This window comes from Phytohabitans sp. LZ39 (assembly GCF_059359075.1).
In genome coordinates this window covers 83,553-104,801 of the sequence record NZ_JCADBM010000021.1, presented here as the reverse complement: position 1 = coordinate 104,801, position 21,249 = coordinate 83,553, and the positions used below count along the sequence as shown (strand labels likewise).

Genomic DNA, 21,249 nt, shown 5'->3' with positions numbered 1-21,249 from the left:
CCGCGGGAACGGCGCCTGGTCACTGCGGTCTCGGAAGCTCGATTTCCGTCGCGGTCCTCGCCGCCGCTCCCGCGGCCTCCCCGTCCGCCGCTGGTCACGCCCGCCCCGGGACGTGCCGCGCACGGGTCGTTTGTCCACAATGCCCATTGCCGAGGCGACGGGCACCAGACCGGCCAGACGCGCTGTCACCACGAGTAACCGCCGCGACGGCGTGAACAGGTTCCGATGCCAGATCTTGGAGAGTTAGGGCGCCATATCAACCCTAAGTCTCCTAGATCTGAAAGCCCGGCCCCGACGCTGGTAACGCTGCGTCAGAATGTCGCGGGGTAGGGGCCTGTGGTCGTCCGCGAACGGGCCCGGGGGCTTGTCCCGCGGACCCGGCAGCGGACGGCCGGGGATTTCGGCTCGCCCGCGAGCCGCCGGCCGGGAGCGGTGCCCGCGGGAGCATACGGTCTGCCGCTGACACGGACGTGGGAAAACTTCTGTCTCGGAAGTGACCGGCGAGTAGCGGCGCGCTCAGCGTGACGGGCGGCTCAGGAGGCGGCGGGGGCTCCAGCGCATCAGGCCGTCGCGCATGCGGCCGGACGTCAGCACCGTGCGGATCGAGCTCTCCACGATCGCCTGCCGCCACCGCAGCAGTACCGACGGCGGCAGCAGCCGCGCGGCCAGGCGGGTGCGGCGGTTGGCGCGGCCGGCCAGGGCCTTGCGCACCGCGCGCAGGCCGTCGCCGAGCCGGCCGGGCTGGAGCGGGTCGCGGGCGTAGCGGGCGCGTTCCTCGGCCCGGCCGAGTACCCGCGCGGCCTCGGCGGACGGGCCGTCGACAAGGCCCTCCCGGACCAGGCGGTCGGCGGTCGAGCGCGGCGTCTCGGTCTGGTCGATCGGGACGCGGTAGTCGATCATCGTGTCGAGCAGCTCGGCCCAGGCGGCGTGCGCGTCTTCGCGGGCGCGGCCGGCCGCCGCCACGTCGGTGACCACGATGCGGAGGCCGTCGCCGCCGTCCGCGCCGGCCGTGGCCACCGCCGGGGAGCCGCTGCCACCGGCGGCCTGCCGCTGGCGGCGGAGCAGCCCGCGCCGCACGGCCGGTACGGACAGCAGGGCAAGCAGCAGGATCACCGTGCTGATCGTGAACCACGGCCACCGGGGCGCGGTCGGCGTGGTCTCGCCCGGACCGGCGCCGAGGTCGGCTTCGTCGTTGCCGTCGTCGACCGGGCCGGCGGTGCCTCCGCTGGCCTCCGGCACCGCGCCGCCGGTGACCGGGGCGCTCGGCGTGGCCTCCTCGGTGGCGTCGACGTCCGGGGCGTAGTCGGTGCGGATCGAGCCGGCCACGGCCGCCGCGGGGGTGGCGTCGAAGGGCACCCAGCCGTACCCCGGGCCGAAGTACACCTCGGTCCACGCGTGGAGGTTCTTGTTCGTCAGCGTGAACGAGTTGCCGTCGCGCTTGTTGTTGCCGCTGCTGAAGCCGAACGCCACCCGCGCCGGGATGCCGGCCGCCCGCACCATCCAGGCCATCGCCGCCGCGTACTGCTGGCAGAAGCCCTGCTTGTTGGTGAGGAAGTCGACTATCGCGGTGCCGCCGGTGCCGCTCTGGGTCTGGAGGCTGTACGAGAAGCCGTTCGCCTCCGAGAAGAAGTCGTAGATCGCCCGCACCTTCTCGTACGGGGAGGTCTTGCCCTTGACCAGCTCGTCGACCCGCTCCTGTACGGCCTTGTTGTCCGGCATGAGCGTGAACTGCTTGACCAGCGGGTCGGCCTCCGGCAGCGTGCTCGCCTGCCGCAGCGCGGCCGCACTGAACGACGCGCGGATGTACTCCAGTTCGAACTTCTGCTTTCGGGCCGAGGACCCGTTCGAGTAAACGACCTGCTGGTTGGCGTCGTAAGACCAGCGGCCCTTGAGGTCGTCGATGGCCACCGGCGTGGCGTAGATGGGCAGCAGGCCCATGTCGAACTCCTGCGTGACCTCGACGGTGGCGCGGTACCTGTCGGTGCGCACGCCCGCGCCCGGGTTCTGGGGAGCCGGCAACCCCTTGTCGAGGGCGGTGTTGGAGATGCGCCGGCCGTTGCGGAAGCCCTGCTCGTTGAGCTCGTCGGCGACGCCGAACCGGATGTACTGCGGCGTGGGGTCGTTGGTCGTCACCTTGACCATCTCGCGGTCCTTGCCCTGCTGGAGCTCGCCGCTCAGGTTGGCGAAGAGGTCGACGCGCCCGCCGTTGCCCCGACCGTTGCCGCCCGGGCCGGAGCCGCCCGCGCCGAAGTTGGCCAGCAGGCCGGTGGTCATGCCGGGCACGGCGAGGGGCAGCAGCACGGCGAGGGCGACGCCCACGACGGCGAGCCGGCGCCCGGCGGCGGCCAGCGGTGAGGGCTCCCAGACGTCGACGTCGCGGCCGTCGCCGGTGAAGCGGCGGCCGAAGCGCCGCACCCGGTCGACGTTGTCGGCGACCAGCAGCCACAGGAAGCCGACCGCGCCGATGACGAACGGCAGCGGGTGGACGCTGTCGGTGTACACGGCCACCGGTACCGAGTAGATCGCCAGCATCGGCAGGCCGGCCAGCGCGGGCCGGCGCATGCCGACGGTGAGCAGGTCGACGAGGATGGCCACCGAGCCGATCCCGAGCACGGTGAGGAACTGAAGGCCGACCCGGTCGGGCACGGGCACGCCGTACGAGCGCATGTCGTCGACGGCGAAGTTCGTCAACTGTCCGAAGTGGGCGAACGTGCCGGGCGTGGGGATGATCGCCAGCAGCTCCTCGCCGCTGGAGAACATCAGCGTCAGCACCATGGTCAGCGTGACCATCATGCCCAGCAGCTGGGCCCACACCGGCGCGCGCAGCGAGCGGGCAAGCGTGGCCGCGCCGGCGACGAGTGCCACCGCCACCGCGCTCTGGATCAGCCAGGTCCACCGCTCGAAGATCGTCGACAGTGGAGCCGCCGCGAGCAGTGTCGCCGCCGCGGCGACGAAACCCAGGTGCCGATCTCGCACAGCTACCCAACCCTCCCGGGCACGAAGGCCCGATATCGCCTAGCTACCTAGCCCTGCCCGAGCCGAAGCCGGTGCCTACCGTCTCGGCCATCGCCGCTCGCCACGCGAAGCCCTGCGAACCCCGCGCGGCCTGCGGCCAGAGCGCGGGCAGCTTCGCGCCGTGGGACACGCCCACAACCCGCCAGCCGCTGCGCATCAGGCTCAACGCCGCCGCGCCGTGCGCCCGGCCCGCCTCGGCCCGGCTCTCCGGCGGGAGGTTGAGCCACGTCGACGAGTCGATCAGGAATCCGACGCAGGTCGCGTTGTTGCTCCGCAGGCCGGACAGCAGCTCGGCCTCGGCGGTGGTCAGCGTGCCGAGCAGCGCGATCACCAGGCCGCCGTCGTTGCGCCTGCGCACCGCCTCGACGAGCTGGGCCACATCGCCGCGCTTGTCCAGCCGCACGTCGGCCAGGTGGTCGAGCAGGAGGCCCTCGCCGCCCTCGGCCGCCTCGGTGTCGATGCCGGTGTCGCTGACCAGCCGCAGCTTGTATCCGGCCTGGCGCAGGTGCACCGCGACGCTGGCCGCCGCCGAGACCGCCCACTCGAAGCTGGCCGTCGGGCCCTCGCCGCGGTGGGCGTACTGCCGGGTGTCGAGCACGACCGTGGCCCGGCTCTCCCACGGCTGCTCCTCGCGCCGCACCATCAGCTCGCCGGTGCGCGCGGTCGACTTCCAGTGCACGCGCCGCAGGTCGTCGCCGCGCCGGTACTCCCGGGTCGCCGCGTCGTCCTCGCCGTGCACGGCCACCGAGCGGGCCCGGCTGTCGCCCGCGCCCGCGTACTCGCCGGCGAGGCGGACGGTGGGCAGCGGGTGTACCTGGGGGATAACGGTGAGGCGGTCGACGCTCGGGAACGAGCGGGTCAGCTCGCACAGCCCGAACGGGTCGGTCAGGCGCACCACCAGGGGGCCGACCTCGTACTTGCCGCGCACGTCGGCCCGCACCGTGTACGCCACGGAGCTGGCCTGGCGGGCGCCGAGCCGTTCGAGGACGACCCGCGGGCGGCTGCCCAGCGCGTACGGCAGCCGGTCTTCCAGCAGCAGGGTGCCGGTGGGCAGCCGGGACATGTTTTGCAGGCGCAGCACCACGCGGGCGCTGGCACCGACCGGCGCGCGGTGCGGCTCGAGCGAGCGGCTGCACGCGAGCCGGTAGCGGCTGCGCCCCACGTATGCGGCGGCCAGCAGCGGCAGGATCGCGAGCAGGATCGCCACCCGCAGCAGGTCCTTTTCGCCGAGGATGACCGCGGACACGGCGGCGGCCGCGGCCGCGGCCAGGAACGACCGGCCACGCGTCGTCAGCCCGCGCAGCGCCTCACGCACGGGAGCCGCCTCCGCGGAACCGCCGCCCGGCGAAGCCGAACCGAGCCATCAGCCCCTCCGCGGGTCGTACTGGGCGCGCCCGTCGCCGGTGGCCCCCGGCCGCGTGTCGTACGGCGACCGCTGCCGCTCGTGAGGGAGCGGGAGCCGGTGCACGATGTCCGCGATGATCGCGTCGGTGGTGCGCCGGGCCAGCTGGGCGTCCGCGGTGGGGATGATGCGGTGCGCCATCACCGGCACGGCGAGCGTCTGGAGGTCGTCCGGCAGCACGTAGTCGCGCCCTTCGAGCGCGGCGACCGCGCGGGCGGTGCGCAGCAGCTGGAGGGTCGACCGGGGAGACGCGCCGAGCCGGAGGTCGGGCGCCTCACGGGTGGCGGTGACCAGGTTGACCGCGTACTGCTTGACCGCGTCGGCGACATGTACCTCGCGCACCGTCGCGATCAGGCGACGGACGGTGGCCGCGTCCGAGACCGGCTTGAGCGCCACGATCGGGTCGCGGGTGCCGTGCACGTCGAGCATCGCGAGCTCGGCGCCCGGGTCCGGGTAGCCCATCGCGATCCGGGCGGTGAACCGGTCGCGCTGCGCCTCCGGGAGGGGGTAGGTGCCCTCCATCTCGATCGGGTTTTGCGTCGCGATCACCATGAACGGCGTCTGAAGCTCGTAGGTGGTGCCGTCGACGGTGACCTGCCGCTCCTCCATGCTCTCCAGGAGGGCGGACTGCGTCTTCGGCGAGGCCCTGTTGATCTCGTCGCCGACCACGAGGTTGGCGAACACGGCGCCCGGCTTGAACTCGAAGTCGTGGGTTTCCTGGTTGTAGACGCTCACGCCGGTCACGTCGCTGGGCAGCAGGTCGGGGGTGAACTGGATCCGCCGCACCGAGCAGTCGATGGACCGGGCGAGGGCCTTGGCGAGTTTCGTCTTACCTACACCAGGGACATCCTCGATCAGGAGGTGACCCTCGGCCAGCAGGACGGCCAGCGCGAGCCGCACCGTGGCGGTCTTGCCCTCGATGACCTGCTCGATATTGGCCACGATGGCGTCGCTGGCCGCGCGGAACTCCGCGCCGGACAGAGGGCTGCCAACCTGGTCCCAGGATGGTTGTGTCACGGGCCTCCTCCTCGTTTACCACGGCTTCCCTGTATAGATACGCAAGGGTGGCCGGATGGTTCGCGGGAGTGCAGGCCGGGATGTGACGGACCACCCGCATGTGCACAGGCTAGCCCCGTCGGTGAAATTCGCCGAGTCGGTCATGACCGCCGCGTAGTACACTGCCGTCATGGCCAGGGCCTTCCTGCTCCTTACGTAGCCGCGCCATCGACGCCCCCGTCGACAGCGCGGCAGCCCCTCCTGCGTGAGGGGCTTTTTCATGCCCACACGAGAATGGCCCTGGAGGTAGAAAAATGAGCGAAGAGGTCGCGGACATTCCGCCCTTCCGATACACCGCCGCGCTGGCAGGCGAGATCGAGGTCCGCTGGCAGGACTTCTGGGCGGCGCACGGCACCTTCGACGCGCCCAACCCGACCGGCGACCTGGCCGACCCCGGCCACCCCCGGGCCGGCGCTCCCAAGCTGCACGTGCAGGACATGTTCCCCTATCCGTCCGGCGCCGGCCTGCACGTCGGCCACCCGCTGGGCTACATCGGCACCGACTCCTACACGCGGTACAAGCGGATGGCCGGCTACAACGTGCTGCACCCGATGGGTTTCGACGCGTTCGGCCTGCCCGCCGAGCAGTACGCGGTGCAGACCGGCACCCACCCGCGGATCACCACCGAGGCCAACGTCGAGCGCTACCGCGCGCAGCTGCGCCGGCTGGGGCTGGGCTACGACAGCCGGCGGTGGGTGGCGACGACCGACACCGAGTACTACCGGTGGACCCAGTGGATCTTCCTGCAAATCTTCAACTCCTGGTACGACACCGCGCAGCGAAAGGCGCGCCCGATCGCCGAGCTGGTCGCCGCGTTCGAGGCCGGCGAGCGGGCCACCCCGGACGGCCGGCCGTGGAGCGAGCTGTCGCCGGTCGAGCGGCGCCGCGTGGTAGACGACCACCGCCTGGCGTATGTCTCGGAGGCGCCGGTCAACTGGTGTCCCGGCCTGGGCACGGTGCTGGCCAACGAGGAGGTCACGCCAGACGGGCGCAGCGAGCGCGGCAACTACCCGGTTTTCCAGCGCAGCCTGAAGCAGTGGATGATGCGGATCACCGCGTACGGTGATCGCCTGGTCGACGACCTGGACACACTGGACTGGCCGGAGCCGGTCAAGCTGATGCAGCGCAACTGGATCGGCCGTTCGACGGGCGCGCACATCGAGTTCCCCACCTCCTCGGCGCCCATCCGGGTCTTCACGACGCGTCCGGACACCGTGTTCGGCGCGACCTATATGGTGCTGGCCCCCGAGCACGAGCTGGTCGACCAGCTGGTGCCCGGCGAGTGGCCCGCCGGCACGCGGGAGGCATGGACCGGCGGGCACGCGACGCCGGCCGAGGCCGTGGCGGCCTACCGGGCCTCCATCGCGGGGGAGACCGAAGCGGAGCGCACCGCGGAGAGCCGCAAGAAGACAGGTGTCTTCATCGGGGCGTACGCGACAAACCCGGTCAACGAGGAGCCCATCCCGGTCTTCATCGCCGACTACGTGCTGGCCGGCTACGGCACCGGCGCCATCATGGCGGTGCCCGGGCAGGACGAGCGCGACTGGGAGTTCGCCGAGGTCTTCGAGCTGCCGATCATCCGCACGGTGCGGCCGCCGGCCGACTTCGAGGGCAAGGCGTACACCGGGGAAGGCCCGGCGATCAACAGTGCCTTCCTGGACGGGCTGGGCATCGCGGACGCCAAGGCCCGCATCATCGAGTGGCTGGAGACGCACGAGGTCGGTTCCGGCGCGGTGACCTACCGGCTGCGCGACTGGCTGTTCAGCCGCCAGCGTTACTGGGGCGAGCCGTTCCCGATCGTGTACGACGAGACCGGCCTGCCCATCGCCCTGCCCGACGAGATGCTGCCGGTCGAGCTGCCCGAGGTGGACAACTTCTCGCCGCGCACCTTCGACCCGGACGACGCCGCCTCCAACCCCGAGACCCCGCTGTCCCGGGCCAAGGAGTGGGTCGAGGTCGAGCTGGACCTGGGCGACGGCCCGCGCCGCTACACGCGCGAGACCAACACGATGCCGCAGTGGGCCGGCTCCTGCTGGTACGAGCTGCGCTACCTGGACCCGCGCAACGACAAGGCGCTGGTCGACCCGGAGATCGAGCGGTACTGGCTGGGCCCGCAGTTCCCCGGCGACTGCGGCGGCGTCGACCTGTACATCGGCGGGATGGAGCACGCGGTGCTGCACCTGCTGTACGCCCGCTTCTGGCACAAGGTGCTGTTCGACCTGGGCCACATCTCGTCGTTCGAGCCGTTCCGGCGGCTGTTCAACCAGGGCTACATCCAGGCGTACGCGTACCGCGACGCGCGCGGTGTCGTGGTGCCGGCCGAGGAGGTCGAGGAGCGCGACGGCAAGTACTTCTACGAGGGCGTAGAGGTCGTCCGCGAGTACGGCAAGATGGGCAAGTCGCTGAAGAACGTGGTGACTCCGGACGAGATGTGCGAGGCGTACGGAGCCGACACGTTCCGGGTGTACGAGATGGCGATGGGCCCGCTGGACGTGTCCCGGCCGTGGGAGACCCGGGCGGTGATCGGCTCGCAGCGCTTCCTGCAACGCGTGTGGCGGCTGGTGGTCGACGAGGAGACCGGCGCGACGCGGGTGGTCGACGAGCCGGCCACTCCGGAGACCCGCAGGGTGCTGCACAAGGTGATCGACGGCGTGCGCGGCGACATGGACGACCTGCGCTTCAACACCGCGATCGCCAAGCTGATCGAGCTGACCAACGCGGTCACGCCGCTGCCGTCGGCGCCCCGCGAGGTGGTCGAGCCGCTGGTGCTGATGCTGTCGCCGTTCGCCCCGCACATCGCCGAAGAGCTGTGGCAGAAGCTGGGCCACTCGGGCTCGCTGGCGTACGTAGACTTCCCGGTCGCCGACCCGGCGCTGCTGGTGGCCGAGTCGGTCACGTACCCGGTGCAGGTCAACGGCAAGGTCCGCGGCCGGGTCGAGGTGGCCGCGACCGCGGAGGAGGCGTCGGTACGCGAGGCGGCACTGGCCGCGGTCGGCGACCACCTGGCGGGGCGCGACCCGCGGAAGGTGATCGTCGTGCCGGGCCGGATGGTGAGTATCGTCGTCTAGCTTGATACCCCCTGGGGGTAAGGGGTATGGTCTTGGGCATGGAGACCAAGACCTACTCCGTCAGCGGAATGACCTGTGCCCACTGCGTCAGCTCGGTAAGCAGCGAGGTCGGCCAGATCCCCGGCGTCACCGCCGTGTCGGTCGACCTCGCCGGCGGCGCGGTGACCGTGACCAGCGAGCGGTCGCTCGACGAGGACGCGGTGCGCGCCGCCGTCGACGAGGCGGGCTACGAGCTGGTCAGCTGACACGCGGGTTCCTCTTCTCGTACATATGTGCGAACATAACCCGCGTGGGTGCCAGCATCCTGCACGCCGACCTCGACGCCTTCTACGCGTCCGTCGAGCAGCGGGACGATCCGCGCCTTCGCGGCCGCCCGGTGCTCGTGGGCGGCGGCGTGGTGCTGGCTTGCAGCTACGAGGCGAAGGCCCGCGGTGTGCGCACGGCCATGGGTGGCCAGCAGGCCCGCCGGCTGTGCCCGGACGCCATCGTGGTCCAGCCCCGGATGGCCGCCTACAGCGCGGCGAGCAAGGCCGTCTTCCGGATCTTCCGTGACACGACCCCACTCGTCGAGGGCATCTCCATCGACGAGGCGTTCCTCGACGTGGGCGGCCTCCGCAAGATTTCGGGCACACCCACCGACATCGCCGTCCGGCTCCGGGCCGAGGTGCGCCGCCAGGTCGGCCTGCCGATCACCGTGGGCGTGGCGAAGACCAAGTTTCTGGCCAAGGTGGCCAGTGGTGTGGGTAAGCCCGACGGCCTCAAGGTCGTGCCGATCGGCGGCGAGCTCGCCTTCCTCCACCCGCTGCCGGTCGAGCGCCTGTGGGGCGTCGGCCCGGTGACCGCCGGCAAGCTGCGCGAGCGCGGCCTGCGTACGGTCGGCGCGGTCGCCAGGATCGGCGAGGCCGCCCTCGTCTCGATGCTCGGCGTCGCGGCCGGCCGCCACCTGCACGCCCTCGCGCACAACCACGACCCCCGCACCATCCAGACCGGCCGGCGCAGGGGGTCGATCGGCGCCCAACGCGCGCTGGGCCGCCGGCCACGCACACCGCGCGACCTCGACGCGGTGCTGTGCGGCCTGGTCGACCGGGTCTCCCGGCGGATGCGCGCCGCCGACCGCGTGGGCCGCACGGTGATGCTGCGGCTCCGCTTCGACGACTTCTCCCGCGCCGCCCGCTCACACACCCTCCCGCGCGCGACGTCCAACACCCGCACGATCCTCGAAGCCCTGCGCGGCCTGCTCGCCGCCGCCATGCCGATGATCGACGAACGCGGCGTGACCCTGGTCGGCGTCGCGGTGGGCAACCTCGACGACGGCAAGGCCGTCCAGCTGATGCTCCCCTTCGAGCGAGACAGCGGCGTCGAGCTGGATGGCGCCCTCGACGCGGTGCGCGACAGGTTCGGCTCGTCGGCGGTCACCCGCGCGGTGCTGCTCGGCCGCGACCCCGGCCTCGCGATGCCCATGCTCCCCGACTAGAGCCTTTTCGGAGTCGCGGTGGCCGGGCGCTAAGTTCCTTTTAGGACAAAGATTTGAGCTACCGCGATGTCCGTCGTGGTCCAGACCGCTGCTCCCGCGGCCTCACCCGTCCGCCGCTGGTCGTGCTCACCCCGTCGGGCCGCCGCGACGGTCGCTGTTTGTCCACAATGTCTGCTCCCGGATCGGCGCTCTGGGAAAGCGACAGGGGTGACGGCTGGGGATTTCGGCTCGCCCCGCGAGCCGCCGGCCGGGAGCGGTGCCCGCGGGAGCATACGGTCTCCAGCTGACGCGGACGGGGGAAATCTGCCGGAGCGCCGCCACGCGCGTAACCCCAACTCCGAAAGCTCTCTAGAACCTCCGGCTTCGGATTTTGCCCGGGTCCGCGTCAGCGGCGGGCCGTATGCTCCTGCGGGGACCGCGGCGGTCGGCGGCTCGCAGCGCTCGCCGAAACCCCCGACCCCCGCTGCCAGGTCCGCGCCCCCAGCCCCACCCTGGCCCCAAAAGGGCAGCCCTCTTGTGCGTGAATTCCCAGCAGGGGTCCCGTATACCCGCCCAGACAGTGACAGGGCTGCCGTCTTGAGGGCAGGGGGCGGCGGGGTGAGTGGGACCAGCGGCGGATGGGTGAGGCCGCGGGAGCAACGGCTTGGACCACGACGGGCGTCGCGGTAGCTCAAATCTCCGTTGGAATCGAGGTTTTGCGGCCGCGGTGCCCCCCACGACTCCGCAAGGTCCTTAGAGGAGGGTGACTTCCAGGAGGGTTTTGCCGACCGTGGCGCGGGATTCGATCGCGGCGTGGGCTTCTGACGCGCGGTCCAAGGGAAAGCGCTGCCCGATCAGCGGGCGCAGGCGGCCGGCGGCGGCCTCCGCGAGCGCACTCTCCACATAGGAGCGCAGCTCGGCCGGGGTCGGGGTCGGGCGGATCAGGGTGACGCCGCGCGCGGCCGCGTCCTCGGGCGGGATCGCGGCCCATTCGCCGCTGGCCAGGCCGTAGCTCAGCATGCGGCCACCCGGCACCAGCCGCTCGAACGCCGCTCTCGCGACCGCACCGCCCACGCCGTCGAGCACCACGTCGAGCGGGCCGGCGCGGTCGGCCCAGTCCGGTTGGCGATAGTCCACAGTGGTGTCCGCGCCGAGCTTGCGGGCCACGGCCAGTTTGTGTTCGCCGCCCGCCGCGGCGACGACGACGGCGCCGGCCGTCTTCGCCAGCTGGATCGCCAGGCTGCCCACGCCGCCCGCGGCGGCCTCGACGAGCACGCGCTCGCCGGGTTTCGGGGCGGCGGCACCGATGAGCATCGTGGCGGTGCGGCCGTCGGCGAGGAGTGCGACCGCCTCGTCGAGCGGCAGCTCCGGTGGCACCTCGAACGGGGCCGCCGCGTCGACCACCACGCGGGAGGCGTACCCACCCGTGCCGTTGAGGCTCGTGACCACCCGGCGACCCACCAGGCCCGACAGGTCGGCGCCGGTGCCGGGGCCGACCGCCGCGATCACGCCGCCGACGCCGTTGCCGGGGATGAGCGGGGGACGGGCCTTTATCGGGCCGGCGCCGGTGGCGCGGAACTGGGTCTCGACGAACGTGATGTTCGCGTACGCCACGTCGATCAGCACCTGCCCGGCGCCGGGCACCGGGTCGGGGGCGTCGCCCGCCACCAGCACCGAAGGGTCACCAAAACCTGTCAGCCACACCGCTCGCATGCCGGCAAGTCTGCAACCTCGAGTGGGCCTGAGGTCAAGACTTGACCAGTGCGCCGATCAGGCTGCCGAACGCGCCGGTCACGAGCAGCGTGCGCACCACGTTCCAGCGCACCCACGTGGCCTCGAAGCGTTCGCGGGCGGCGGCCAGGTCGTCGGTGTCCAGGTTGACCGCCACCAGCTCGTTGTTGAGCGGCACGTTGACGGTGAACGTGACGGCGAGCTGGGCCACGTACAGCACGAGCGCCGCGACGATCCACGCCAGCGCCGCGCGGTGCGAGCCGCCCAGGTGCAGGAGCGCGGCAGCGGCCGTGAAGACGAGCGCGCCGCCGAAGGCGATCGCGAACCAGCCGTTGAGGATCGCCTTGTTGATGCCGCTCATCGCCTCGACGAAGGTGCGGTCGCCGACCTGCGCGAGGCCCGGCATCACCGACATCGAGAACGCGAAGAACAGGCCTGCCGCGAGGCCGGTGGTCAGGAGGCTGAGGACGAGCGAGACGGTTCTCATGTCGAGTTACCCCAAGCGCCGATGAAATGGGCCGACGTCACCGTCGCCCCGGTGGATACGACTTCCGCACGCAGCCGGGCCGCGAGAGTTTCGACGGCGACCTCGCCGGGTGCCGCCACGCCGGTGCGTTCCATGTCGCCGAGCAGGTCGCGGGTGGTAGCGACGAGCTCCGCGTAGACGAGCGAGTCCGGCCCGCCCTCGACCCGCGCGCCGAGGATCGCCCGTGGGTGCGCGAGCCCGGCGTCGCCGAGCGTGCGGCGCAGCCGCAGCCCGGCCCGCGGGTCGGCGCCGGTGCGGCGCAGGGTCTCGCGGATCCGGTCGAGCGTCAGCTCCACGAGCGGGCATTGCGGGTGGGCGCCGGCGCCGGTCCAGTCGGGCTCGTGGAAGGCCATCAGCCCGCCCGGCGCGAGCAGCCCGCGCAGGTGGCGCAGCACGGCCTCCGGATCCGCCAGGTGCATGAGGAACTGGCGGCCGACCACCGCGTCGATCGGCACGTCCAGGTCGAGGCCGGCGGCGTCGGCGGCCAGGAAGCGCACGTTGTCGAGCGACGCACGCTGCCGCGCGCGGGCGATCGCCGCCGGGTCGCGGTCGACGCCGATCACCGTGCCGTCCGGGCCGACGAGCCGCGCCGCGACGAACGCGACGTCGCCGCTGCCGCACCCCACGTCGAGCACCCGCATGCCGGGCTGGAGCCCGGCGAGACCCAGCACCTGCTCGGTCAGATCGCCCACGAAGCGACCCCGGCTCAACAGCCGGTCCAGCTCCATTTCCGGGTACGAGCGCATGTCCCGCAAGGTAGGAGCGTGAACTGCTCGGTTACCAGGCCGAAAACTACTCGATCCCGGAAATCTCCCGCCGCCACAGCCACTCGGCGATCCGCTCGATGCCGCTGGTCAGGTGTGCCCGGTAGGTGCTGAACGGCAGCTCGAGCCGCGCGGCGGCGAGCTCCTGCGTGGCCGCCGGTTCGAGGTAGGTGCGGTGTACCGCGCGGAAGAGCTTCTCGTCCCTGGGGTTGGCACGGAGCGCGTCGGCCGCGTCCCGTAGCACCGCGCGGAGACCGCCGGACGCCTCGACGGCCACGCGCGACCGGCTCAGCGGGTTGGCGGCCAGCGCGTCGTCGCGCGTGTAGTCGCGCAGAGCCCGCCGCACCGCCGTGCGGAACTCCGGCTGCGACAGCACGACCAGCGCCGGAGTGTCCGCGGTGGACGCCGCGGGCGCCCCGTCGCCGAGCTCCCGGCCGGCCATCAGCTCGTACCAGGTCAGGAGCGGCTCGGCCCGCCAGTCGTGCGTGTACACGCCATAGCGCCGGCCACCAACGGTGAACGCCGCCTCGGGCTGGGCGCGCAGGTTCATGTGCGTGAGGAGGTCGTCGTACGCCTCCGGGTCGGCCACCGCGACGAAGCTCCACGCCAGCCGGGTCCGGGTGAGCCAGTGGCGGCAGCAGCCGGTCGCGAAGAGGTTGGTGGCCGACGAGACGTCCTGGTAGGTGTCCCGCCCGAGGAAGTAGCGGTGGTAGATCATCTCCTCGCCGGCGCGGGTCGGACCGTAGCGGCGGGCCACCTCGACGGCCGCCCGCGTCGCCGGATCGGCCGCGATGTCGGCCTCGCCGGCCTCGTGCAGGTCGAGCGTCGCGTCGAACCCGAACAGCACGCCGTCCGCGTCGTGGTACGCGGAGAAGGCGGCCGGCTGGCGCTCGTACCAGTGTGTGGCGATGCGTGCGGAGTCCGCGCCCTCGTGCCGCTCGACCATCGCGCGGATCGGGCCCCAGTCGCGGGCGGTGAGCGGCCCGGCGGTGGCCTGCCCCAGCGTCTCCCAGCGGTAGTGCGCCCCGAGCACCGGGCTGGTCCGGTGCAGGTAGAGCACGTCGTAGAAGGCCTCGCGCTGCGCCGCGCCCTGGGTGCGCCGCGCGCGGTCGATGAGCGCCTCGCGGCTGGCGCGGTGCAGCCGGCGGTATCCGTCGGGGTTGCGCCAGCGCAGGTCCGCGTCGAGCACCTCGCGGGCGAGGTCGTGCGGGTACAGGCCGTGCCGCCCGCGCTCGACGAAGGGCAGCCCGCGTAGCCAGTCGAAGAGCTGGGGCACGTCGTCGCCGCCGAGCGTGTCCGCCAGCAGCTCCTCGGTCGTCACGCGCAGGTGGGCGGCGGTCTCCAGCGCGGCCCGGTGGCGCGGGCCGGGCACCTGGTCGACGAAGCGGGACAGCAGCGCGCGGACCAGGTCGGGCTCCTGCTCGGGCCGGAGCGGGAGGTTCGCGCCGGCCACCAGCGCCAGCGCGAACGGGTGCCCGTGGGTGAACGCGACCGCGGCCTCCTGCCGGTCGTCCGGCACGCCGCGCGCCGCGAGGAACTCCCGGCTCTCCGCGGGCGCCAGGTTGCGCAACGGCACGACCGCCAGCAGCGACCGCCAGCCCGGGTCGGTCAGCCAGCTCGGGCCGGGCGGGTTGCGGCCGGCGATCACGACGAGCGTGTCCGCGGGCAGGGACGGCAGGTAGGTCTCGCGCAGCCACTCGTCGACCGGCTCCAGCAGCTCGTAGGTGTCGAGGAGTAGGACCAGGCCGGGGACGGGCTCGCCGACCGCGCCGGAAATGCCGTGCGACACCGCGCGAATCGCCCGGCCGTCCACGCGGGCGACCGGACGGCCGGCCTCAGTCGCCAGTTCGGCAAAGACGCTCAACAATGCGGTCTTTCCCACACCACCGGGGCCGTGTACGAAGATGACGGCTTGACTGGAGAGCGCTTTCCGAAAGAGATGCAACTCTGCGGCCCGCCCTACGAAGCGATCTCGCCGGGCCTGTTTGAGCCGGTCAGCGAGCGTTCTCCCGGCTGCGGGTGCCGGCTCCATCGCGGCCGCCTTTCTTCCGATCGTGACGAACTTTCGACACTTGTTTAGAAACTTTTATTCGGACCCGGCATTGACGTAGCCAAATCGGCGCCACGAGGATCGCCGTAGCGGCACATCGGACAGCCCGGGCCACCGGGGCTGCCGGGCACCGGGCAGTGCCGCGGGGGAGACGATATGCGAACACGTTCATGGGCGCGCGTGCTGGGAGTGGTGACGCTCGCCGCGGCACTGCTGCCGGTGCAGCCCGCCACCGCCCAGGGCCGGCCCACCGACCCGCTGTACCTCGACGCTCGGCAGCCGGTCGAGCGGCGCGTCACCGACCTGCTCGGCCGGATGACGCTCGAGGAGAAGATCGGCCAGATGACCCAGGCGGAGCGGGCGGCGGTCGCCGACGACCCGTCCCTGGTCGCCGAGTGGCGGCTCGGCTCGGTGCTCTCCGGCGGCGGTTCGGTGCCGACGCCGAACACGCCCGAGGCATGGGTCCAGATGGTCAACCAGTTTCAGGAGCAGGCGCTCAGCACCCGCCTCGGCATCCCGATGATCTACGGGATCGACGCGGTGCACGGACACGGCAACGTGTACGGGGCCACCGTGTTCCCGCACAACATCGGCCTCGGCGCCACCCGCAACCCCGAGCTGCTGGAGAAGATCGGCAAGGCCACCGCCGACGAGGTGCTGGCCACCGGCATCCCGTGGAACTTCGCGCCGTGCATCTGCGTGTCACGGGACGAGCGGTGGGGCCGGGCGTACGAGAGCTTCGGCGAGGACCCGGCGCTGGTCGCCTCGCTGGAGACCGTTATCGACGGGCTTCAGAGTCGCGGCGTGCTCGCCACCGTCAAGCACTACGCCGGCGACGGTGACACCCGCTACGACCAGGCCATCGCGGACGCCAACGAGGGCAAGCCCTGGTGGGAGCAGAAGTACCCGATCGACCAGGGTGTGACCGTCACCAGCCGCGGCCACTTCAACCGGGTGGACCTCGCGCCGTACGTGGTCGCGCTCGGCAAGCACGACGTGGCAAGCGTCATGCCCTCCTTCTCCAGCGTCGACTGGACCGAGGACGGCGTCGGCAACCCGACGAAGATGCACGCCCACCGCGACCTCATCACCGGCACGCTCAAGGGCCGGCTCGGGTTCGAGGGCTTCGTCATCTCCGACTGGGAAGGCATCCACCAGATCACCGACCCGGCCGACCCGGCGAACGGCGGGCTCACCGCGTACAAGGTGCGGCTCGGCGTCAACTCCGGCATCGACATGTTCATGGAACCCAACACCGCCAAGCAGTTCGAAGACCTGCTGCTGGCCGAGGTCGCCTCCGGCGGTGTGAAGAAGTCGCGGATCGACGATGCCGTACGTCGCATCCTGCGGGTCAAGTTCCAGCTCGGGCTCTTCGAGCACCCGTACGCGTCCGGCGACAACGCCGGCGCCGTCGGGAGCGCCAAGCACCGCGCGATCGCCCGGCAGGCCGTAGCCGAGTCGCAGGTGCTGCTCAAGAACACCGACGGGGTGCTGCCGCTCAGCAAGAACGCCAAGGTGTACGTCGCCGGCCGCAACGCCGACGACATCGGCAACCAGGCCGGCGGCTGGACCATCAGCTGGCAAGGCAACAGCGGCGACAACATCCCGGGCACCACGATCCTCGAAGGCATCCGCGAGGTGGCGCCCCGGGCCACGGTCACGTTCAGCGCGGACGCGTCGGCCCCCACGGCCGGCTCGGACGTGGGCGTCGTGGTCGTGGGCGAGACCCCGTACGCCGAGGGCTACGGCGACGTCGGCGGCCCCGAGTGCGGCTTCTGCACCGTGCCGCAGCAGGAGGAGAAGTCGCTCAGCCTCCAGCCCGGCGACCAGGCCGTGGTCGACAAGGTCTGCTCGGCGATCGCGAAGTGCGTGGTGCTTGTGGTCTCCGGCCGCCCGCAGGTGCTCACCGGCCAGCTCGACACGATCGACGCGCTCGTCGCGTCGTGGCTGCCGGGCAGCGAGGGCGCCGGCGTCGCGGACGTGCTCTTCGGCCGGCGCCCGTTCACCGGTCGCCTGTCGATGACCTGGCCGGCCACCGAGGCCCAGGTGCCGATCAACGTCGGCGACGCCGACTACCGGCCGCTCTACCCGTACGGCTGGGGCCTGCGCACCGACAAGCCCCGGTCCACGCTGGACAAGGCCCGGGACGCCGCCCAGAAGGCGGTGCTCGCGGGGCGGGCACGGTCCGACTGGGCGAGGCTCATCGCCGACGCGGACCACGCGCTGGCGAGCGGTGACGCGGGCCGGGCCTACTGGCTGCTGCGCCGCGTACCCCGCTGACCCGCACCTGACAACGATCAGGGCGCCCCGCTCGGGGCGCCCTGATCCTGTCTGCCCGCACGGGGTTCCCGCATCCCCCAGCTCTGCGCTCGCACGCCTGCCTCACCGCCGGGTCGCACTCCCCCGAGGTACGTAACCGGGGTGGGCAGGGGCACGCGCGCGGGAACCCCGTGGGCGCTTTCTAGCCTGGCAGGGGCCGTGATACAAACGCACATACACGTGGCACACACAGCTCACACACAGTTCGCGGTGCTTGGACCGGTCACCGTGGTGATCCATGGGCGCCGCCACCGGATACCCCGCGCACAGACCCGCGGACTCCTCGCACTCATGCTGCTCAACCTCGGCCGGCGGATCTCCCGCGAGGGCGTGATCGAGGCGATGTGGGGCGGCGCCGCGCCCTCCACGGCCCGTTCCCAGGTGCACAACGCGGTCACCGTCATCCGCGGCCACCTCGCCGACCTCGGCGCGCCCGAACTGCTCGACAGCGGCCCGTCCGGATACGAGCTGCTCGTCGAGCCGGAGCAGGTCGACGCGGCCCGGTTCGACGACGGCGTGCGGCTGGCCCGCGACGCGGCCGCGCGGGGCAACCAGAAGGAGGCGGTGCGCCTGCTGCGCGGCGCGCTCGGGCTGTGGACCGGCGAGCCGCTCGCGGACGCGACCGGCGCGTTCGTCGACGCGTCCCGGGCCCGGCTCGTCGAGCGCCGGCTGACGGCGGTCGAAGACCTCGCCGACCTGGAGCTGGAGCTGGGGCGCGCGGAGATGGTCGCCGACGAGATCGCGCCGCTGGTCGACGCCCACCCGATGCGGGAGCGGCTGCGGGTGCGGCAGATGACCGCGCTGTACCGCACCGGGCGGCAGGTCGAGGCGCTTCAGAGCTACCGGGTGTACCGCAACCTGCTGGCCGAGTACGAGGGTCTCGACCCGGGCCGGGAGATCGCCGAGCTGGAGCGGATGATCCTGCGCGCCGATCCGGTGCCGGCCGCCGCGCCCTCCGCCGTGGAGCCGGCGCCGGAGCCGGCACCGGCCGCGCCGGCGCTGCTGCCGCCCGACATCCCGGACTTCACCGGCCGGGAGGGTCCGGTGGGGGAGCTGCGCCACCTGCTGACGGACGGGCGCCCGTCCAGCGCGCTCGCCGTCGCCGGCGTCGCGGGCATGGGCGGCGTCGGCAAGACCACCCTCGCGGTACACGTGGCGCACCTCGCCGCGCCCGCGTACCCGGACGGGCAGCTCTACGCCAACCTGCGCGGCACCGAGGCGGTCGCCCTCGACCCGGGCGACGTCCTGGCCCGCTTCCTGCGCGCGCTCGGCGTCGACGCGCGGGCGATCCCCAACGACCCGGTCGAGCGCGGCGAGATGTTTCGCACCCGCCTGGCCGGCCGCCGGGTGCTCGTAGTGCTCGACAACGCCGCCTCGGAGGAGCAGGTGCGGCCGCTGCTGCCCGGCGCGGCCAGCTGCGCGGTGCTGGTCACCAGCCGGGCCCGGCTGACCGGGGTCGAAGGCGCCCGCTGGATCGATTTAGACGTCTTCGCGCGTACGGAGGCCGTGCGGCTGCTCGGTCGGGTCGCGGGCGACGAGCGGGTCGCCGCCGAGCCCGACGAGGCGGCCGACATCGTGCGGCTCTGCGGCGGCCTCCCGCTGGCGGTACGGGTGGCCGGCGCCCGGCTCACCGCCCGGCCCACCTGGCGGCTGGGGCACCTGTCCCGCATGCTCCGCGACGAGCGGCGGCGCCTCGACCGGCTCGCCACCGGCGACCTGGAGGTGCGCGCCTCGCTGGCGCTCAGCTACGAGGGGTTGAAGGGAGAGGCGAAGCGCCTCTTCCGCCGGCTCGGCCGCTTCGACACACCCGACTTCCCGGCCTGGCTGGCCGGCGCGGTGCTGGAGGAGTCGGCCGACGCGGCCGGGCTCCTGGAGTCTCTCGTGGACGCCCAGCTGATCGGGGTGTCCAGCGTGGACGCCGCCGGCGAGATCCGCTACCGCTTCCACGACCTGGTCCGCCTGTACGCCCGCGAGTGCGCCGACGTCGAAGACCCACCGGGCGACCGGCTCGAAGTGCTCGGCGCCGGCTTCGGCGGCTGGCTGGCGATCGCCGAGCGGATGGCCGCGCGGGTACCCGGCCCCTGCTACGCGGCGATCAGCGGCACGGCGCCCCGCCCGGCGGTCGAGTTTCCGCCGGACGACGTCGAGCCGCTCGACTGGTTCGACGCCGAGCGTTCGGCGCTGCTCTCGGTGGTGCGGCAGGCGTGCGCGCTCGACCTCGACGAGCTCGCCTTCGACCTGGCCGGCTGCCTGGAGAAGTACTTCGACATCCGGGGCATGTACGGCGACTGGAACGCAACCAACAGCCTGGTGCTGGCCGCGTGCCGGCGCTCCGGCAACCTGCTCGGCGAGGCGGTCATGCTGCGCGGCCTCATCGACGTCGTGACCTGGAACAGCACGCCCGAGCAGGGCGACGCGACGAGCCGTTTCCACGCGGACGCGTTCCGGCTGCTGGAGATGTTCACGGAGTTGGGGGAGCGGCGCGGCATGTCGGACGCGGCGGTGATGTGCTCGTGGGCGCTCACCGCGCGCGGCGCGCAGGCCGACGCGCTGGCCTACGGCGAGCGGGCGCTGGCGCTGGCCGAGGAGACCGACCACCTCGGCGGCCAGGCCCGGGCGCACGTCGCGCTCGCCGTGGCCCTGGCCGAGAGCCGCGACGTGGTCCGCGCGATCGGCCACCTCGACGCCGCGCTGGCCGCCGCGCGGGCGCTGGGCAACCCGCGGTACGAGACGGCGGTGCTCCAGTTTCTCGGCATCGCGTACCGGGAGGCCGGCGAGCTGGAGACAAGCTCCCGGATGTTCGACGAGTCGCTGGCCATCTCCCGCCGCTACCGGGACGTCTACACCGAGGTGCTGACGATGGTGGCGCTGTCCCGGCTGTACCTGCGCCAGGGCGACCCGCGGGCCCGGGAGGCGGCGGAGTCGTCGCTGGCCCTCGGCCGCGAGTTCAACATGAGCCACCACGTGGCCGACGCGCTGGGCGCGCTGGGCGAGATCGAGCTGGCCGCGGGGCGGCCGGAGCAGGCGGTGTCCTACCTGGAGCAGTCGGTGGCGATCTGGCGCACCCGCGGCTGGCTGTCGTTTCTCGCCGCCGCGCTGCACACGCTGGGCCAGGCGTACGAGGCCAGCGGCGACGAGCCGGCGGCGGCCCGGGTGCGCGGCGAGGCCCAGGAGATTCTCGCGACGCTCGGCTCCGGCTCCTGATCTCACTGGGTACCCGTCCCACAAGTCGGTACGCCCCTCGCCAAGCGTGGCAGCGAGGGGCGTACCAAGTTCGTGGCTAGGATCTTGTCCAACCGGGAGGCCAATCCCGCCGATGTTGATCGTGGAGAGTGAATCTCCGTTGGACGTCGATCCTGGTGATGGTGGTTGTCGTAGAGGGCCGCGCGTGAACCTCTTGTGACACCACGCGTTGGGGTCGGGGGGTCTGGTGCAATGTCGCCGATGCAGATGCTAGGTGCAACTTGCAGATTCGTGGCCGTAAACCCTTCCCATCGGGTGTGGAACCCGGCATCATTACTACTCGTTGAGGTACTTACTCGATGCCGATCTCTCAGGGGAGGGGTTGCAGACCGCGACGGTGATGGCTCTTTAGCTCACGGGTAGTACTTAGCTGCCATGGCGACCGTGGCACCGGCTGCCGAGGCTGCTACCAGCACGCTAAACGCCATCACCGATGCGGTGATGACTGTGCGCCTGATTCTTTTCATGGGTGAACACGCTCCTGCCAAGCGTTTGTGAACACTGCCAACGATTACAGCCACGTAATCGTTGTAGGGTTCATCGCCTCCAATTACACCCGGCCAGGTAATAGGTACTTAGGGTCAGGTGGCTTGGCAAACAGAAGGTTAACAACAGTGAAACG

The 21,249-nt window shown here is 72.1% G+C and carries 12 protein-coding genes and 1 pseudogene; 6 read left to right on the top strand and 7 right to left on the bottom strand.

From position 1 onward, the window contains the following. Nucleotides 1–516: 516 nt before the first annotated feature. The 3 genes from AC5L36_RS33290 to AC5L36_RS33280 are packed head-to-tail and all read right to left on the bottom strand — an operon-like array spanning nucleotide 517 to nucleotide 5,434. Nucleotides 517–2,976, bottom strand: a complete 2,460-nt coding sequence (locus AC5L36_RS33290) for a transglutaminase TgpA family protein (RefSeq protein ID WP_441223918.1) — start codon at nucleotides 2,974–2,976, stop codon at nucleotides 517–519. A gap of 43 nt (nucleotides 2,977–3,019) precedes the next feature. Then, nucleotides 3,020–4,330 (bottom strand): DUF58 domain-containing protein, encoded by a 1,311-nt coding sequence (locus tag AC5L36_RS33285; protein WP_441223917.1) that lies wholly within the window; start codon nucleotides 4,328–4,330, stop codon nucleotides 3,020–3,022. Between the two features lie 48 nt (nucleotides 4,331–4,378). After that, nucleotides 4,379–5,434: an AAA family ATPase gene (locus tag AC5L36_RS33280; RefSeq protein ID WP_441223916.1), complete on the bottom strand. Its 1,056-nt coding sequence runs from the start codon at nucleotides 5,432–5,434 to the stop codon at nucleotides 4,379–4,381. Nucleotides 5,435–5,727: 293 nt separating this feature from the next. Here AC5L36_RS33280 and leuS point away from each other — a divergent pair, with 293 nt between their 5' ends. The 3 genes from leuS to dinB are packed head-to-tail and all read left to right on the top strand — an operon-like array spanning nucleotide 5,728 to nucleotide 10,015. Further along, nucleotides 5,728–8,541 carry a leucine--tRNA ligase gene (gene leuS, locus AC5L36_RS33275; RefSeq protein WP_441223915.1) on the top strand — a complete coding sequence of 938 codons (2,814 nt, stop codon included), beginning with the start codon at nucleotides 5,728–5,730 and terminating at the stop codon, nucleotides 8,539–8,541. Between the two features lie 38 nt (nucleotides 8,542–8,579). After that, complete coding sequence (locus tag AC5L36_RS33270; protein WP_441223914.1) at nucleotides 8,580–8,786, top strand: heavy-metal-associated domain-containing protein; 207 nt, start codon at nucleotides 8,580–8,582, stop codon at nucleotides 8,784–8,786. A gap of 44 nt (nucleotides 8,787–8,830) precedes the next feature. After that, nucleotides 8,831–10,015 carry a DNA polymerase IV gene (dinB, locus tag AC5L36_RS33265; protein ID WP_441223913.1) on the top strand — a complete coding sequence of 395 codons (1,185 nt, stop codon included), beginning with the start codon at nucleotides 8,831–8,833 and terminating at the stop codon, nucleotides 10,013–10,015. A 732-nt stretch (nucleotides 10,016–10,747) separates the two neighbouring features. Here dinB and AC5L36_RS33260 read toward each other — a convergent pair. Genes AC5L36_RS33260 through AC5L36_RS33245 form a run of 4 tightly spaced genes read right to left on the bottom strand, consistent with a single transcriptional unit; the run spans nucleotide 10,748 to nucleotide 14,879 of the window. Then, nucleotides 10,748–11,707, bottom strand: a complete 960-nt coding sequence (locus AC5L36_RS33260; RefSeq protein WP_441223912.1) for a zinc-binding dehydrogenase — start codon at nucleotides 11,705–11,707, stop codon at nucleotides 10,748–10,750. A gap of 34 nt (nucleotides 11,708–11,741) precedes the next feature. Continuing rightward, complete coding sequence (locus AC5L36_RS33255; protein ID WP_441223911.1) at nucleotides 11,742–12,212, bottom strand: anthrone oxygenase family protein; 471 nt, start codon at nucleotides 12,210–12,212, stop codon at nucleotides 11,742–11,744. Beyond that, complete coding sequence (locus AC5L36_RS33250) at nucleotides 12,209–12,997, bottom strand: methyltransferase domain-containing protein (RefSeq protein WP_441223910.1); 789 nt, start codon at nucleotides 12,995–12,997, stop codon at nucleotides 12,209–12,211. The genes AC5L36_RS33255 and AC5L36_RS33250 overlap by 4 nt, the downstream gene beginning before the upstream one ends. 46 nt (nucleotides 12,998–13,043) lie before the next feature. Next, nucleotides 13,044–14,879 carry an amino acid adenylation domain-containing protein gene (locus AC5L36_RS33245; protein ID WP_441223909.1) on the bottom strand — a complete coding sequence of 612 codons (1,836 nt, stop codon included), beginning with the start codon at nucleotides 14,877–14,879 and terminating at the stop codon, nucleotides 13,044–13,046. Nucleotides 14,880–15,278: 399 nt separating this feature from the next. Here AC5L36_RS33245 and AC5L36_RS33240 point away from each other — a divergent pair. The 3 genes and pseudogenes from AC5L36_RS33240 to AC5L36_RS33230 all read left to right on the top strand — a co-directional run. Further along, nucleotides 15,279–17,345: pseudogene (locus tag AC5L36_RS33240) on the top strand (glycoside hydrolase family 3 protein); the annotation flags it as partial. A gap of 219 nt (nucleotides 17,346–17,564) precedes the next feature. After that, nucleotides 17,565–20,588 (top strand): AfsR/SARP family transcriptional regulator, encoded by a 3,024-nt coding sequence (locus AC5L36_RS33235; RefSeq protein WP_494909493.1) that lies wholly within the window; start codon nucleotides 17,565–17,567, stop codon nucleotides 20,586–20,588. Nucleotides 20,589–21,002: 414 nt separating this feature from the next. Further along, nucleotides 21,003–21,125 carry a hypothetical protein gene (locus AC5L36_RS33230; RefSeq protein ID WP_441223907.1) on the top strand — a complete coding sequence of 41 codons (123 nt, stop codon included), beginning with the start codon at nucleotides 21,003–21,005 and terminating at the stop codon, nucleotides 21,123–21,125. The last annotated feature ends 124 nt before the right edge of the window (nucleotides 21,126–21,249 follow it).